Annotated in this window: 10 protein-coding genes; 6 read left to right on the plus strand and 4 right to left on the minus strand. The window is 34.6% G+C overall.

Annotated features, from left to right (window positions below):
* The first annotated feature begins 57 nt into the window (after window positions 1-57).
* The 6 genes from U6A24_RS11675 to U6A24_RS11700 all read left to right on the plus strand — a co-directional run bounded on the left by U6A24_RS11675 (window position 58) and on the right by U6A24_RS11700 (window position 9,115).
* Window positions 58-1,248, plus strand: a complete 1,191-nt coding sequence (locus tag U6A24_RS11675; RefSeq protein ID WP_324180149.1) for an acetyl-CoA C-acyltransferase — start codon at window positions 58-60, stop codon at window positions 1,246-1,248.
* A gap of 31 nt (window positions 1,249-1,279) precedes the next feature.
* Entirely contained in the window at window positions 1,280-3,097 is a 1,818-nt protein-coding gene (locus U6A24_RS11680; RefSeq protein ID WP_324180150.1) for an acyl-CoA dehydrogenase family protein, read from the plus strand.
* 690 nt (window positions 3,098-3,787) lie between these two features.
* Window positions 3,788-6,064 carry a starch-binding protein gene (locus U6A24_RS11685; RefSeq protein WP_324180151.1) on the plus strand — a complete coding sequence of 759 codons (2,277 nt, stop codon included), beginning with the start codon at window positions 3,788-3,790 and terminating at the stop codon, window positions 6,062-6,064.
* A 147-nt stretch (window positions 6,065-6,211) separates the two neighbouring features.
* Window positions 6,212-6,991 (plus strand): sugar-binding protein, encoded by a 780-nt coding sequence (locus tag U6A24_RS11690; protein WP_324180152.1) that lies wholly within the window; start codon window positions 6,212-6,214, stop codon window positions 6,989-6,991.
* Between the two features lie 71 nt (window positions 6,992-7,062).
* A complete protein-coding gene (locus U6A24_RS11695) occupies window positions 7,063-8,181 on the plus strand; it encodes an MFS transporter (RefSeq protein ID WP_407654037.1) in 1,119 nt (372 codons plus the stop codon).
* 73 nt (window positions 8,182-8,254) lie between these two features.
* Window positions 8,255-9,115: a TolB-like translocation protein gene (locus U6A24_RS11700; RefSeq protein WP_324180154.1), complete on the plus strand. Its 861-nt coding sequence runs from the start codon at window positions 8,255-8,257 to the stop codon at window positions 9,113-9,115.
* 15 nt (window positions 9,116-9,130) lie between these two features.
* On the opposite strand, the gene U6A24_RS11705 is transcribed toward U6A24_RS11700, so the two are convergent.
* Genes U6A24_RS11705 through U6A24_RS11720 form a run of 4 tightly spaced genes read right to left on the minus strand, consistent with a single transcriptional unit; the run spans window position 9,131 to window position 15,739 of the window.
* Entirely contained in the window at window positions 9,131-10,930 is a 1,800-nt protein-coding gene (locus tag U6A24_RS11705; protein WP_324180155.1) for a hypothetical protein, read from the minus strand.
* A gap of 42 nt (window positions 10,931-10,972) precedes the next feature.
* Window positions 10,973-12,205, minus strand: coding sequence for a DUF4249 domain-containing protein (locus U6A24_RS11710; RefSeq protein WP_324180156.1), 1,233 nt, complete (start codon window positions 12,203-12,205; stop codon window positions 10,973-10,975).
* 5 nt (window positions 12,206-12,210) lie between these two features.
* A complete protein-coding gene (locus tag U6A24_RS11715; RefSeq protein WP_324180157.1) occupies window positions 12,211-14,997 on the minus strand; it encodes a TonB-dependent receptor in 2,787 nt (928 codons plus the stop codon).
* A complete protein-coding gene (locus U6A24_RS11720) occupies window positions 14,987-15,739 on the minus strand; it encodes a hypothetical protein (RefSeq protein WP_324180158.1) in 753 nt (250 codons plus the stop codon). Before U6A24_RS11720 ends, U6A24_RS11715 begins: the two co-directional genes overlap by 11 nt.
* Between the last annotated feature and the right edge of the window lie 26 nt (window positions 15,740-15,765).

Raw genomic sequence — 15,765 nt, forward strand, 5'->3', positions numbered from 1 at the left:
TATTTAGAAGTCCAACTAATCTAAAAATCAAATAATCTAAAAATCTATTTAATAAAAATGAAAACAGCATATATAGTAAAAGCATATAGAACAGCCGTAGGTAAAGCACCTCGTGGAGTGTTCAGATTCAAAAGAACAGACGAATTGGCTGCTGAAACTATTCAGCACATGATGAAAGAGTTGCCTCAATTGGATAAAGATCGTATCGATGATGTGATTGTAGGTAATGCAATGCCAGAAGGGTCTCAAGGTTTAAATATGGCACGCCTTATCTCTCTTATGGGACTTAACTCTATTGATGTTCCTGGGGTGACTGTGAACAGATTCTGTTCTTCTGGTATAGAAACAATAGGAATCGCTACTGCAAAAATTCAAGCAGGAATGGCAGATTGTATTATTGCCGGTGGTGCAGAAAGCATGAGTTCTGTGCCAATGACAGGTTTTAAAACAGAGTTGAACTATGATTTAGCAAAGTCAGGTCATGAAGATTATTACTGGGGAATGGGTAATACTGCTGAAGCCGTTGCCAATCAGTTCAAAGTGTCACGCGAGGATCAAGATGAGTTTGCATACAATTCTCATATGAAAGCATTAAAAGCGCAGGCAGAAAATCGTTTTCAAGATCAAATCGTTCCTATTGAAGTAGAGCAAACTTATTTGGATGCAAATGGAAAGAAAGCTACCAAATCTTATACCGTTACCAAAGATGAAGGACCTCGTGCAGGAACTAGTGTGGAAGTATTAGCCAAACTAAGACCTGTTTTTGCCGCAGGAGGAAGTGTAACCGCAGGAAATTCTTCTCAAACTAGTGATGGCGCTGCATTTGTAATGGTAATGAGCGAAGATATGGTGAAAGAACTAAATCTTGAGCCTATCGCAAGATTGGTAAACTACGCAGCAGCTGGTGTTGAACCAAGAATTATGGGTATCGGACCCGTAAAAGCCATTCCAAAAGCGCTAAAGCAAGCCGGATTAAAACAAGATGATGTTGAACTTATTGAGCTTAACGAAGCTTTTGCTTCTCAATCTTTGGCGGTAATTAGAGAACTTGGATTGAACCCAGACATTATTAATGTTAATGGAGGTGCAATTGCATTAGGTCACCCACTAGGATGTACTGGAGCAAAACTTTCGGTGCAATTATTTGACGAAATGCGTAAACGAGATATGAAAGGAAAGTACGGTATGGTTACTATGTGTGTAGGAACAGGTCAAGGAGCTGCCGGTATTTTTGAATTTTTAAATTAAGAAAAGTAAAAAGAAAATAACACGAAATAAGATGAGTACAGAAACTATAAACAAAGATATTCTTAGGGGAGGACAATTCCTTGTAAAAGAAACCAATTGTGACGATGTATTTACTCCAGAAGATTTTTCTGAGGAGCAACAAATGATGAGAGACTCGGTTAGAGAATTTGTTGACCGTGAAGTATGGCCAAATAAAGAGAGATTCGAAAAGAAAGATTATGCATTAACTGAAGAAATAATGCGTAAGGCAGGAGAACTTGGGTTTTTAGGAGTTTCAGTTCCTGAAGATTATGAGGGTCTAGGAATGGGATTCGTTTCTACTATGTTAACATGTGATTATATCTCTGGTGCAACTGGTTCTATCGCTACTGCTTTTGGAGCACATACTGGTATTGGTACTATGCCAATCACTTTATACGGTACCGAAGAACAAAAGAAAAAATACGTTTCAAAATTGGCTACCGGTGAGTGGTTTGGTTCGTATTGTTTGACTGAACCTGGTGCCGGATCCGATGCAAATTCAGGAAAAACCAAAGCTATTCTTTCTGATGATGGAAAACATTACATGATCTCTGGGCAAAAAATGTGGATCTCTAATGCTGGTTTCTGTAACGTAATGATTGTATTTGCGCGTATCGAAGATGATAAAAATATCACAGGATTTATCGTTGAGTATGATCCAGAAAATCCAAACGGAATTACATTAGGTGAAGAAGAACACAAATTGGGTATCCACTCTTCTTCTACGCGTCAGGTATTCTTTAGTGATTGTAAGGTACCTGTAGAAAATATGCTTGCAGGAAGAGGTGATGGTTTCAAAATTGCGATGAATGCACTTAACGTAGGACGTATTAAATTGGCTGCTGCTTGTCTTGATGCACAACGTAGAGTAATCAACGAAGCTACAAAGTACGCCAATGAGCGTATCCAGTTTAAGACACCAATTATGAACTTTGGTGCAATCAAAGGTAAAATTGCAGAAATGGCGACTTCTACCTATGCTGGTGAATCTGCATCGTACAGAGCTGCAAAAAATATTGAAGATAGAATTGCTATCCGTCAAGCAGAAGGAAATACACACCAAGAAGCAGAGCTTAAAGGTGTTGAAGAATACGCAATCGAGTGTTCTATACTTAAGGTAGCTGTTTCTGAAGATGTTCAAAATACTACAGACGAAGGAATACAAATTTTTGGAGGGATGGGATTCTCTGCAGATACACCAATGGAGTCTGCATGGAGAGACGCTCGTATTTCTAGAATTTATGAAGGTACCAACGAGATCAACCGTATGTTGGCAGTAGGTATGTTGGTGAAAAAAGCAATGAAAGGACACGTTGATCTTCTTGGCCCTGCAATGAAAGTAGCAGACGAATTAACAGGTATTCCATCTTTTGATACTCCAGATTATTCAGTTTTATTCTCTGAAGAAAAAGAAATTATTGCAAAGCTTAAGAAAGTATTCTTAATGGTTGCAGGGTCTGCCGTTCAAAAGTATGGTCCTAAATTAGAAGAGCACCAGCAATTATTAATGGCAGCTTCAGATATTTTAATTGAAATTTATATGGCTGAGTCTGCAATTCTTCGTACCGAGAAAAACGTAAAACGTTTTGGAGAGGCCGCTCAAGAAACTCAAATTGCAATGAGTCAGTTATATCTATACAATGCAGTTGACATCATCATCAAAAAAGGAAAAGAAGGAATCGTTTCTTTTGCTGAAGGTGATGAGCAAAGAATGATGCTTATGGGACTAAAACGTTTCACAAAGTATGCTAATCAGCCTAATGTGGTTGCATTAAGAACCAAAATTGCTAATAAAATAGCTGAAGAAAACGGATATTTTATTGGATAAGACATTTGCCCTCCCGATGGCATTAAACTAGGGAGTTGTTTAATTTTGATTTAAAAAACCGCTTTTTAATTGGGTAAAAGCGGTTTTTTTATTTTCAAACCTCCCTTCTACCATTTGCACAAAACTCATTTGCAGCACTTTATAAACACATCTCATCAATTTTAAGAGCAAAAACAAAAATTTATCAACACGAAAACGTTGTAGTAATAAAATCACATCGGCAAATTGATTATTTCGTAATAACTTAGTAAAAATTTAACACAAGAGACACTTTAACAAACAAAAAATTACTAATTATGAAATCTATTTACTTTTCTACGAAAACACGAAAATTATTTGAGCTACTTCAACAATAAACAAAAACAAGTCCATTTTTCGTGAAATAATTCTTACGAATTGAAATTTGAAAAATTTATCTTCAGGAAATTTCATGTTATGTTTAAGTTGTAATTAGTACATAAACGACCCAACCTGTAATTTTATCAATTACTAAATTCTCTTTTACAACTTTACAATCAAATATTTATATTCATTTTTCATGAATATAGCTTGACCAAAGCATATACCCGAAAAGCAACCACTCCTTAAGATTTGATCAAACCATCTCTTTGTAATTTCTTTTTACAGAGCTATACAAATCGAAAATGAGCTACCTATGCTTATGCTTTAACTAAACTTAAAAACTACAAAATGAAACGAAAACCTTTTATTTCAATTTTAGTAACACTTCTTATGTTGCTGCCTTTTACAGGAACTCGAGCACAGGATGAAGATGTTTTGTTCCAGGCTTTTGATTGGAACGTCCAAAACCAACCCGCCGGTCAAACCTGGTATAATGTGGTATCACAAAACAGAAATGCAATTAATGATGCCGGTATAGATCTCATCTGGATGCCGCCACCGAGTAATTCTGCTGCTCCCCAAGGATATTTACCTCGAGAACTTTATAACTTTGACAGTGCCTATGGTACTGAAACACAATTACGCAATTTAATAAATCAATATCATGCTCTTGATATAAAAGTGATAAGTGATATTGTTATTAATCACAGGGTTGGTTCTAACGATGCTGTTACTTTTACAAACCCTGCCTGGCCCACTTATTATATAACCGCGGATGATGAAGGAAGAAATTTTGTTAATTTCCCCGTTGATTTTAGCATTAACAATGATTTTTTTCCAGGCACAGCCCTGAAATCTGACGGATCTAATGGTGGGTTTGCGGCCGCTAGAGATTTGGATCACGAAAACCCAGAAGTACGTCAAGAAATTATTAGATGGATGAACTTCTTGAAAAATGATCTTGGGTTTGACGGATGGAGATATGACTTTGTTCATGGATACAACCCAATATATAACAAAGAATACAATGATGCTACAAATCCTTATTTTGCTGTAGGAGAATTATTAGAAAGTAGTCGAGTACAAACAAATAACTTTGTAAATTGGACCCAAGGTTCTTCTTCTGCATTCGATTTTAACACAAAGGTAAGCCTGCAAAATGCTTTGCGTGACAATAACTTATCCTACTTAAGAGATTTTTCTGGAAATCCTTCTGGCATGATTGGTATCAACCCTACAAAATCTGTTACCTTTCTTGATAATCATGATACAGGTGAAGCACAACAGTGTTGCGGATCAGGTTATGTTTTTCCAGGAGGAGAGACAAATCTTAGAAAGGGATATGCTTATATCTTAACGCATCCTGGAAACCCTATGGTGTTTTGGACACACTTTTTTAATACCGGATCTGGAGTACAGAACGCAATTAAAGACCTTATTGCAATTCGAAAAAGCGTACGTGTTTTTGCAGGATCAACTATTAATATAGTAGAAGCAAGAAATGATTTATATGCCGCCTATATTGATGGTAGATCGGGAACAATTGCTATGAAATTAGGTAGTGGAAACTGGTCTCCCAATGGTAGTGGTTGGACGCTAAGAACTTCAGGCAATGATTATGCAGTATGGACTCAGGGCGGAAGCAATACTGGTGGTGGAGAAACTGTACCTCCTTTTACGGTTAACTTCAAAAAACCAAATGGTTGGGGTAATAGTGTAAATGCATATTTCTTTGATGCTTCAGCAAATGCTACGTTACCGGGAACCTCGGGTTGGCCCGGACAACAAATGACTAATATTTCTGGAACGTCTTGGTATTCATATACTGTAACCCCACAATCTGGTGTTTCTGCTGCAAATATTAGAGTAATATTTAATGATGGAAACAATCAAACAGGAAATTTATCAAGAAGTGCAGATGGCTGGTATGACAATGGTACATGGTCAAGCACTTGTCCTTCTGAATGTACAGGAACTCCAACTTCTAACGATGTAACTCTTAACTTTCAAAGACCTGGGGGTTGGGGTAACAATACAAACATATATTTATACAATAAAGCAACCAACCAAACCTTAGCAGGAACCTCGGGGTGGCCTGGTCAATTAATGTCCAATCTTAGTGGGACTTCATGGTTCAGCAGTACATTCACCTTACCAAACGGCGTTTCATCAAATGATGTCGGTGTTGTTTTTAACAATGGTAATGGGCAACAAACTGTGGATTTGACCAGAGGAACCGATGGTTGGTTTAGGGTTACAGGAACTAGTAATGGAAAAAGAACCGGTACTTGGTCAAACAATTGTACTACTGGTTGTCCTGCCAGAAATGCATTCAATGTTACGACCAATACAGACAAACTAATTACCATTAGTAACAAAGCCGTTATTTCTCCGAATCCAATAAATTCAAGAAGTAAATTATATGTCTCTACGACTGAAGAAGGTTTGTTACAAGTTACCATCTCTAATATTCTTGGTCAAACAAGAACTATTTTCAATCAAAATACAATTTCCGGAAATCAAACTATTGATCTTGGTAACCGACAAATAGATCAACAAGGAATGTATTTTTACACTATTAAACTTAATGGAAGAACTATAGACCAACTAAAAGTTATTCATTAGACAGTAAGTCTTTACCCCACCCTTTATTTTCACTTTCAGTATTGACGCTGTTTGAAGGGCTAGCGGTTGTTACTATTTACAAGTAGCAACCGCTTTTTAAATTTTGTTTACTACCTTTATTGTAAATTGAACCTGAACTCGACTCTTATGAATATTTCCATTGTTTCGGTACTTCTGCTTTTTCTATTAGCAACCACTCCTTTAACGAGTAATGATTTATCAACAGGTAAATCTGCAACTTCTCAAAAAAGTAGTAAAACCGATCATCAGATTAGAGAAGTAAAAAGAGCGGTTATTGTACCCAAATTAGATGGAGAAATGGATGATCCTGCCTGGAAGGAAGCTATATGGTATGGTTTAGATCAACGATGGTTAGGAGAACCATATACCTTTACCGATTTTTTTGGAAGGTATAAATTGGTCTGGACTCCTGAAGCACTATATCTGTTAGTTGAAATAAAAGATGATTTATTGTATGATCAAAACAAGGATCCCTTAAAATTGTGGTGGGACGATGATTGCGTTGAGATATTTATAGATGCTGATAACTCGGGAGGTGGTCATCAATACTCTAACAATGCATTTGCCTATCATGTCGCCTTGGATGGTAATGTTGTTGATTTGGGGGCAGACAAAAAACCCCTGCTATACAACAATCATGTTACAACAAAAAGAGTTACCAAAGGTGATGTTTCTATTTGGGAATTTGAAATTATTATTTATGATGAGACTTATAAAGAAGGAATAGTAAACGATCCTCTAATACTTACCGAAAATCAAAAACTTGGCTTTGCGCTGGCTTATAATGACAATGACGGCAGTCAAGAACGAGAGAATTTTATCGGTTCTGTTTTTATTCCCGGTGAAGATAAAAACCTAGGCTGGATTAATGCAGATGTTTTTGGAACGATAGTACTTAAAGAATAAAACCTTTATATTAGCTATATAATTCTTCCAGCACTCTGAAGCCAAAATTTTACATACTTCCAGTCATTATCATTTCGCAATTTTTTTGCACCTCTCTTTGGTTTGCGGGTAATGCCGTGATAGATGACCTGGCAGTACAATTCAATGTAGAATTTAATATTCTTGGTTATCTATTATCTTTTGTACAATTTGGATTTATTGTTGGGACGCTCACTTTTGCTCTATTAACTTTGGCAGATCGATTTTCTCCATCTCGCATCTTTATGATTTGTGCCTTTTTAGGCAGTATATGCAACTTATTGTTACTTGTTCCAAATATCACAGTTTTTAATTTATTAACCGCACGTTTTGGTACTGGTTTTTTTCTTGCAGGTATTTATCCTGTTGGAATGAAAATAGCGTCAGATTATTACAAAGGTGGGTTAGGCAGAGCCTTGGGATACCTTGTTGGAGCCTTGGTTTTAGGAACAGCATTTCCACACTTTATTAATGAGTTTTCCTGGAGTCGAGATTATAAAGCTGTAATTATTAGCACTTCTATCCTTGCTATTATTGGTGGGTTAAGCATGTGGTGGTTAGTAAATGATGGTCCCTATCGAAGACCTGTATCAAAATTACAACTAGGTGTAATCACCCAACTTTTCAGTATTCCAAACTTTAGAAAAGCAGCTTTTGGGTATTTTGGACATATGTGGGAACTTTATGCCTTCTGGGGGTTTGTACCCATTATTCTTAAAACATATGCCGATATACATAGAATTGAGCTACAGGTTTCATTCTGGTCTTTTGTAGTTATAGGTATTGGAACCATATCATGCATTTTAGGCGGGTTAATTTCATTAAGAACGGGAAGCAGAAAAGTAGCATATAATTCTCTCTTAATATCTGCAATTTTATGCATTACCTCTCCTCTACTATTTAAATTTCCTCCGCAATGGTTTATTGTTGTATTATGCATTTGGGGAATGGTGGTCATATCAGATTCTCCTCAGTTTTCTACTATGGTAGCTTCAACTTCACCGCCAGAATTAAGAGGAACCGCCCTCACTATCACTAATAGTATTGGTTTTGCTATAACTATTATAAGTATTCAATTATTGTCTTTTTTGTTGGATAAATTAGATCCCACTTTATTATATCTATTCTTGGGAATTGGCCCTATTTTAGGCCTATATTCTATTAGAAAATAAAACTCAATAATTCTCTTAACATATCCTTAAGAGTAAAAAAACAGGAATCCATGTATTTTAGAAAACAAAAACAATGAGAAACCTAATTGTATTTATTTCACTTATCTCTTTCTCTTCATTTTCGCAAACCAATACAGAAGTTTACTTGTTTGATCTCACAACAAAAGATAACACATTCAATCTTAGAAATCAAAGAAACATATCTAATAATAAAGGATATGATAATCAACCTTCATTTTATAATGACAATATTGTTTTATTTTCTTCATCGAGAAACAATCAAACCGATATCGCTGCATATAATATAAGAGATGCAAAAGTTAATTGGATTAGCGATACTCCCAATGGAGGTGAGTACTCTCCTACCAAGATTCCCAATCAAAAAAATGTTTCTGCGATACGACTGGATAACGATGGAAAACAGTTGCTTTACAAGTATAATTATAATGACGGCAATTCACATGAGCTTTTAAAAAATTTAAAGGTAGGTTATCATTGTTGGTACAACCAAGAAGTTATTATTTCTTCGGTATTAGAAGACGATGCTTTATCCCTAATAGTATCTAATCTAAAAGATGGTTCTAATTATACGGTTCAAAAAAAAGTGGGTCGATCTTTACACAAGATTCCTAATTCCAACCTAATAAGTTATATTAGTAAAGAAAATGAAACTTGGGAAATCAAATCTTTGGATCCTATATCAGGGGACACAAAAAAAATAATAAACACCATCCCTGAAGCCGAGGATATGTGTTGGTTAATCAACGGAACAATTTTAATGGGAAAAGATGACCAGATATTCAAATTCGATCCAAAAAAAGATGATGATTGGAGTATATTTTACTCTTTTAAGGATAGCGGATTAAATAATATTACTAGAATAGCTACAAATTCTATAAGTACTTTACTTGCTATAGTATTCGAATCCAAATAAGGGTATAATCTTCTCTTATCTAACTTCAAAGTACTTTTTAACCGATACGGGGATACCATTATTTGTGAACCCCTCCAAAACTATTTCATAAACACCATTCACATCAGAAGTAAAAAACGGTATATTGACTGTTTCATTATGTATTAAAACATTTGGTTTCCATAATAACTGATTTCTGAAATCCGGAATGCGATTGTATACATTATTAGAAGGTGAATATTGTTGTGTATAATAATTCTTATATGATTGAGGTCTTGAAAGTGTCGTATTTAGCAAATAGTCTTTATGTAAATTTTCGACATAATTGCCTTCAAAAGTCTCAAAAACCAATACACCTTCAAAAACCTTACTTCCTAAAAAATATCTATCTCTTACAAAACTAATATTCTTAATCTTTCTAGCATCATAATCTATCCATTGTTCATGTTCTTGTTCAACGATTCCATCAACAATAAGAAGAGTCGAAAGATTATTATTGGATTGGGTGGGGTAATACCCTCTTACAGCAAAATGACTTTCTCCCAATTCATTTTTTTCTATCCATACATTATCTACTACTTCTACAATAGTCTCTTTTACAGTAGGGAATCTTGTGTAATCATCAAGATTATACACTACACGATCGGTACCATAAAAAGAGACATCATCTTTAACCTCGGGAATAGTATCAGGTTTTACGCTAAAAAAATTATTCTCAACTTGATTATAAACACTTCGTTCAATTATTTCGTCTTTAAACTCTTGTGTTATTTTAAACTGGTAAAAATTAAAATCTGGAAAATTGAATTGTGGCGCTTCATCAAGTTCTATTTTATAGTTATTTCTGCTTTCTCCTAATACCTGAAGCACTATATTATCAGTTTTATAAGTTTTATCCAAATTAAAAACAAAAACTCCTTGTTCGTTGGTAGAGGCAATTTTAACATCATGTATTTTTCCTGGTACTGATACCGCTATATCTATAGAAGATACCATAAAATCAGGCTCTTTTGGTACAAGCTTCCCATAAATTAATTCTCCGCGCATTTCAGGTAAAAAAAATGAAGAGGAAATTGACTTTTCTTGACTTTTAAAGTTTTTAGTTGATAAAGAGGAGAAACTATCCGCAGTAACTGGTTGTGCCGTCTTAAATGCATTCTTTTTCCTTACGGAAATAGAATAGTTTCCTGGCTCACTAGTAAATCCAGATTGATTAAGGGTTAGAGTTACGGGGCTTCTCTTTTGAAAAACCTGTTTGTCTATTCTCAACTCGATCCTACCGTTACTTTTTTGAGCACTTATCGTAGACTTTGATTGCTTTTTATTGACAGAAGAGTTTATAGAATTTAGTTGAGAATTATTTAAATCATTATCTACAAGAAAAACTTTTTGATCTCCTTGATACGGATTAAGTATACTGATATCCCCAAGAAAGAAATTATCTTTTTGAGCATTTAGCATCCATTGCGTATACCCCATCAGTTTATAATTTCCCGAGGGGACAGAAACAGGAATAAAGAAATCACCCTGCCCCAAACCATTTTCTAATTTAACTTTTTGCTTAAAAACAACTTTTTTCTTTTCGTCTATAAGTTCAACATAAGCAATTTTACTAATTTCACTCAAAAGGTTACTTTCGCCATTGAAGCAATACAAACGATAATACAAATATTCTCCCGCAAATAATAATGTTGTATTATAATGAATAAACATTTTTTCCTGAGGCACTTTTTGATATCCAGCTATATCCTCTGGTGTTTTTAAAATAGCTTGTCTTTGCGCATAGATACCAGCAGTACAAAGAAATATAATATATAACAGTGGTTTAATTTTCACAGAGATAATTTTACATTATAAATTTATTATTCATTTTTTCTCTTAGTCTATCCAAAAATCGGGAGCTTCACTCCTACCAAATACAGTGCAATCTCCGCATTCTCTGGGCACAAAAATATATAGTCCTTGCTGTATGTCTGCTCCTTCTTGGAAATCAAAGAATTTGAAATCTCCAGAGTTTATTACTCCTATCACTCGTGTTAGAAAATCTTCACTAGATTCTCCCGAGGCGGGTTCTGGTGCAAACAAATCGCAATCTGGCGAGAATCCTGGAAGATCAATAACAAAATCTTCTCTATCAAAAAAAATACGTTCTGTAGCTATTGATGAAACATCAAAAAAACCAATTATCTTCTCGCTAGGATTAACCTCAGAAACGATATTTCCCCCAACAAAACCAGGTTGTATTTGAGAGAACAAGCTCTCAGATTCAGAAAAACTACTTAGCGTTTCATAAAATTCATTGGCCTCTCTAGATTGCACATATTGTTTAACCAGTATCGAATAACGATCTGCAATTGCGATCTCATCTGGTCTTAAAAATCTTACCGGAAATCGTGTAAGACGATCTTCTCCTAAAGTAGTAGTGTTGTTAACATTTATATTATTAGACACAACCGTATTATAGCAGATTCTTTGTCCCTCTGGTCTTTCTGTAAGAAAAAAGAGAAATGGTCCTAACGGACTTCTTAGGCCATTTATATCATCACTATTCCAGTTTTGTGTTATGATTCTATAGGTTTCTTCATATTCGTAACGATAATATAGTGAGTTACCAGTCGGATCAAATGTATCTACAAACACCTCGACACCTTCGGTACCATCATTATTCGTTGTTCTTTCGGCATATACCCGATCAATAGACGTCTCTTGCGGTAACGTAGTTTTATTAGAAATATAAGATCTGTTATTTTGAGTAACAATTGATAATTGATATTCATTTCCTGGTGTAGCGGCAAACTCTTGTATTGAGGTGTATACTCCCGGTGTAAGTTCCTCAAAAAGATATTCTGTTCCCACTCCTTCAATTACTTTTACTGTAGCTCCTTGTTCAGCAAGTGGACCATCATCTTCAAATCTAAATGTTCTTGATAACAAAATTTGCTGATGCTTAACTTCATTGGTTATGGTAGCATTAACTACCAAAATATCTTCGAAATTCTCGGTTTCTATGTCAAAAGGCTCAACACATTGAGAAACTATTACACTAATCATTAGAAGAGCTAATACTCTTCTAGTTTTCTTATATATCGATATTTGATTAAGGAATTGCATTCTCATTAGAATTTAAAATTATATGTAATAGAAGGTATCGGAACCGAGAAAATAGAACTTTGTAACGCTTTTACTTCTCCATCTTCAGTTACAAAGAACACTGAAAAAGGATTATTTCTTCCCAAAACATTATATACCGATATTGTCCAAAAACTATGTGCGAGTTTATTTTTTTTATGATTCCCTTCAATATTAAAACCTAGATCCAATCTAAAAAAATCTGGAATTCTAAATTTGTTACGGTCACTAAAAACAGTAAAGTCAGATCCATTAAACGAAAAACTACCTACAGGAAAAGTAACGGGACGTCCGGTTTGATAAACAAAATTTGTAGCCAAACTAAAACGCTTGGTAAATCTATAATTTGCTACCAAACTAAAATCATGAGGTTTATCAAAATTTGATGGAAAAAAATCTCCGTCATTTACTCTTTCTTCTTCAAATTCACCATCAAGCCTAATGAAGGATCTGGAGTAGGTATAACCAAGCCAACCATAGAGTTTCCCCTTTTGTTTTTTAAGTAAAAATTCTACCCCATATGCTTTACCGTCACCTTGTAAGGTCTCTGTTTCAATATTCTCATTAAGTAAAATTTCTGCTCCGGTTTTAAAATCAACAATGTTTTCAGATTCTTTATAAAACCCTTCTAAACTTAACTCATATGCACCTTCATCAAAGTTCTTATATAACCCAAGTGCATATTGCTGGGAGCTTTGTGGTTCTATATTAAGGTCTGAAAGTTTCCAGGCATCAATTGGCGATACGGTTGTATTATTGGATAACGTATGAATAAACTGAAATGTTTTGTTATAGGAAGCCTTTACTGAAAAATTATCTGTTAATAAGTATCTTCCAGAAATTCTGTACTCTGGTCCTCCATAAGTTTCAATGACTTCGTTCTTATCGAAGAACAATGTTTCTTGTATCGTACCTTCGCTCCTAGGGGTACCTTCTTGATATACATTCTGTGTTCCCTCTCCCAATGCATTGTATACAGAATATCGAATACCCGCATCTAAGGTAAATCTTTTGGTGAGGTCAATTTCTGCGGTTAAAAAGGCAGCCGATTCTAGTCCTCTTTCTTCATCAATTTCTAGTGGTTCAATAATCGACTCTTCCCCTTTTGGTTCAATACTACCAGGATTTACGACGTATAACTTACTAGAAACTCCATAATCAAACTTAATTTTATCGCTATACAGATACTTGAATTGAAATTTTAATTCGGTTTCGTCAATGCTATATCCTAAATCAAAATCATCGTTGGTTTGTCCATCAAACTCGATATCAAATTTATATTGGCTATTTGCCAATGACAATTTTGCAGAATTCTTATCATTAAACTTATAATTCCATCGTAGTGACAATGCTCTATTATTATAAACAAATAGTGAATCGGAAGTAATACTAAAATCGTCTCTACTGAGATATGCCATTGCTTCAATCTTGGAATTTTCGGTGATTTCATGATTGTATTTTGCTATAACATCATAAAAAGAAGCCTCACTGTTTTTAAGTGATTCTTCATCCAGGTTTTGCAAGATCCAATTGGCATATGCTCCTCTTCCCCCAATCATTATTCCTGCTTTATCCTTAACCACAGGGGTTTCTATAAGAATATTACCTGTTACAGGTCCTATAGATGCCTCTCCCGTGAATTTCTCTGTACTGGCGTCTTTAGTTTTTAAATCAAATACCGAAGATAATCTTCCTCCATATTCTGCCGGAATACTATTTTTATAAATATTAGCATCACCAAGAGCAAATGGGTTGAGCGCAGAGAAAACACCAAAAAAGTGTTGAGGATTATAAACCACGGCATCATCTAATAGGATAAGATTTTGATCAGATTTTCCTCCTCTAACATTATAACCCGTAGCACCTTCACCTGCCGTTGTAATTCCCGGTAATGTTGTTGCAACCTTGAGTACATCTCGTTCACCTAACGCAAGTGGAATATTCTTGGACTCTTCGACATCAATTTCTGTTTTTGTTATGGCTTCATCTACATTATTATTAGTTTCTGATTGTAAAATCACCTCTTCTAATTGCTCTATTTTTTCATTTAATGTGACATCAAATCTTCCATCGTTGTATATCACAATTCTTTTCTTAAAATCTTCCATCGCCAAAGCATTAATCTCGACAATATTTGGTCCAACTTTAAGTTCTGTATCAAAGAATCCGTTGGCATCTGTTTCTGCTCCTACATCTTTACCATTAACTACAATAACTGCATCAGGTAATGGCTTTCCTGTTTGTCCATTTTTGACATAACCATAGAATCTGAATTTTTCTTTCACACTACCTCGTAGCGCCTTGCCTATTTTAATCGTTTCTATTTTCTTCTTTTTGGGTGATTTATTAGTTGAAGAAAATATAGGAATTATGGCTTTTTTTCTTTCGGCTATGTTATCCGATTTTTCGTCAATCCTTTCCTCTCCAAAGAATTTGTCTGGAAGCGTATTATATATTATAGCATTTTGGGTAAGAATAATTTTATCCTCACCCATGATATAAAAATTGATAATTGTAGCACCAAAAATGTCATTAAGAAGATTTTCAATAGTAACATCATTATAATTTCCAGATATATTATCAAAACCTTCTAGCCATGAATTAATAAAATAAAATTGATAATTGGTTTTCTCTTCGATTTGGTTTATTACCGATTTTAAATCAGAATCTTGAAAAGAGATTGTAATTCGTGGGCTTTGTTCTTGTGTCCAAGAATATTGCGAACACATTAAAAGGATCAATATCAAACATCTTTTCATAGCCTTATATCTCATTTTTTGACATCGCAGGTTCTACAATTTTCTCAAATAATCTTTGCATAAATCTGTCGGGTTGTGACTTTCTTAATTTTTTATTATCCTCATAGAAATCCTTTATTTCTTTTTTCAGACCTGGATAAATCTTTATGATATCGGTTTTCGAAGTAATTCTTTTATAGTTCCTTTCAGAAAGGAGAACATATTTATTTGCGTTGACAAATTCGTATTTTACTATACTTCCGTTTATATTTCCCAGTTTTTTCTTTCTTATTTTCTTATGTCTTTTTAGCAATGAAAAATGCGGAGTCTCTAGAAGCACTTCATGAAATCCATTAGTCATGTCGTTGTTTTCGATAAAACCATCTATTCTTACAAATCGGCTACCGTCTATCGTAAACTCTGCAATATTATCCCTAATTAACTGTAGTATATATGCTGTCGATCCAGATTTTAATGCTGCCAACACCATATCTGTTTCAAGATTGTATTTCATTTCGACATTAAAATAATGTTGACCTTGATAGAGAAGAGAGCCAAGAAGGACATCATCAGATTTATAGAATGCGTGCTTTCCCTCAAATATTCGATTAACATCAAGATTCACATACTGCTTACCATTAAATAAACCTGTATGTTCTGATCCTATTACTTTGTCAAACCAATTGTAATAGGAACTTCTTTCTTGTTTACTTTGACCAAAAAATAGTATAGGTAACAATAAAAAAATCATTACACTACTTTGATTAATTTTCCCCATATTTTCAGTAGTATTCTATATAAGCA

This window comes from Aquimarina gracilis (assembly GCF_035285365.1).
GTDB classification, from domain to species: Bacteria; Bacteroidota; Bacteroidia; order Flavobacteriales; family Flavobacteriaceae; genus Aquimarina; species Aquimarina gracilis.

Bases quoted from the DNA above. Each gene is read 5' to 3' on its own strand.
- U6A24_RS11685 (WP_324180151.1), top strand. From the start codon at position 3,788: ATGAAACGAAAACCTTTTATTTCAATTTTAGTAACACTTCTTATGTTG.
- U6A24_RS11715 (WP_324180157.1), bottom strand. From the start codon at position 14,997: ATGAGATATAAGGCTATGAAAAGATGTTTGATATTGATCCTTTTAATG.
- U6A24_RS11675 (WP_324180149.1), top strand. From the start codon at position 58: ATGAAAACAGCATATATAGTAAAAGCATATAGAACAGCCGTAGGTAAA.
- U6A24_RS11710 (WP_324180156.1), bottom strand. From the start codon at position 12,205: ATGCAATTCCTTAATCAAATATCGATATATAAGAAAACTAGAAGAGTA.
- U6A24_RS11690 (WP_324180152.1), top strand. From the start codon at position 6,212: ATGAATATTTCCATTGTTTCGGTACTTCTGCTTTTTCTATTAGCAACC.
- U6A24_RS11720 (WP_324180158.1), bottom strand. From the start codon at position 15,739: ATGGGGAAAATTAATCAAAGTAGTGTAATGATTTTTTTATTGTTACCT.
- U6A24_RS11680 (WP_324180150.1), top strand. From the start codon at position 1,280: ATGAGTACAGAAACTATAAACAAAGATATTCTTAGGGGAGGACAATTC.
- U6A24_RS11700 (WP_324180154.1), top strand. From the start codon at position 8,255: ATGAGAAACCTAATTGTATTTATTTCACTTATCTCTTTCTCTTCATTT.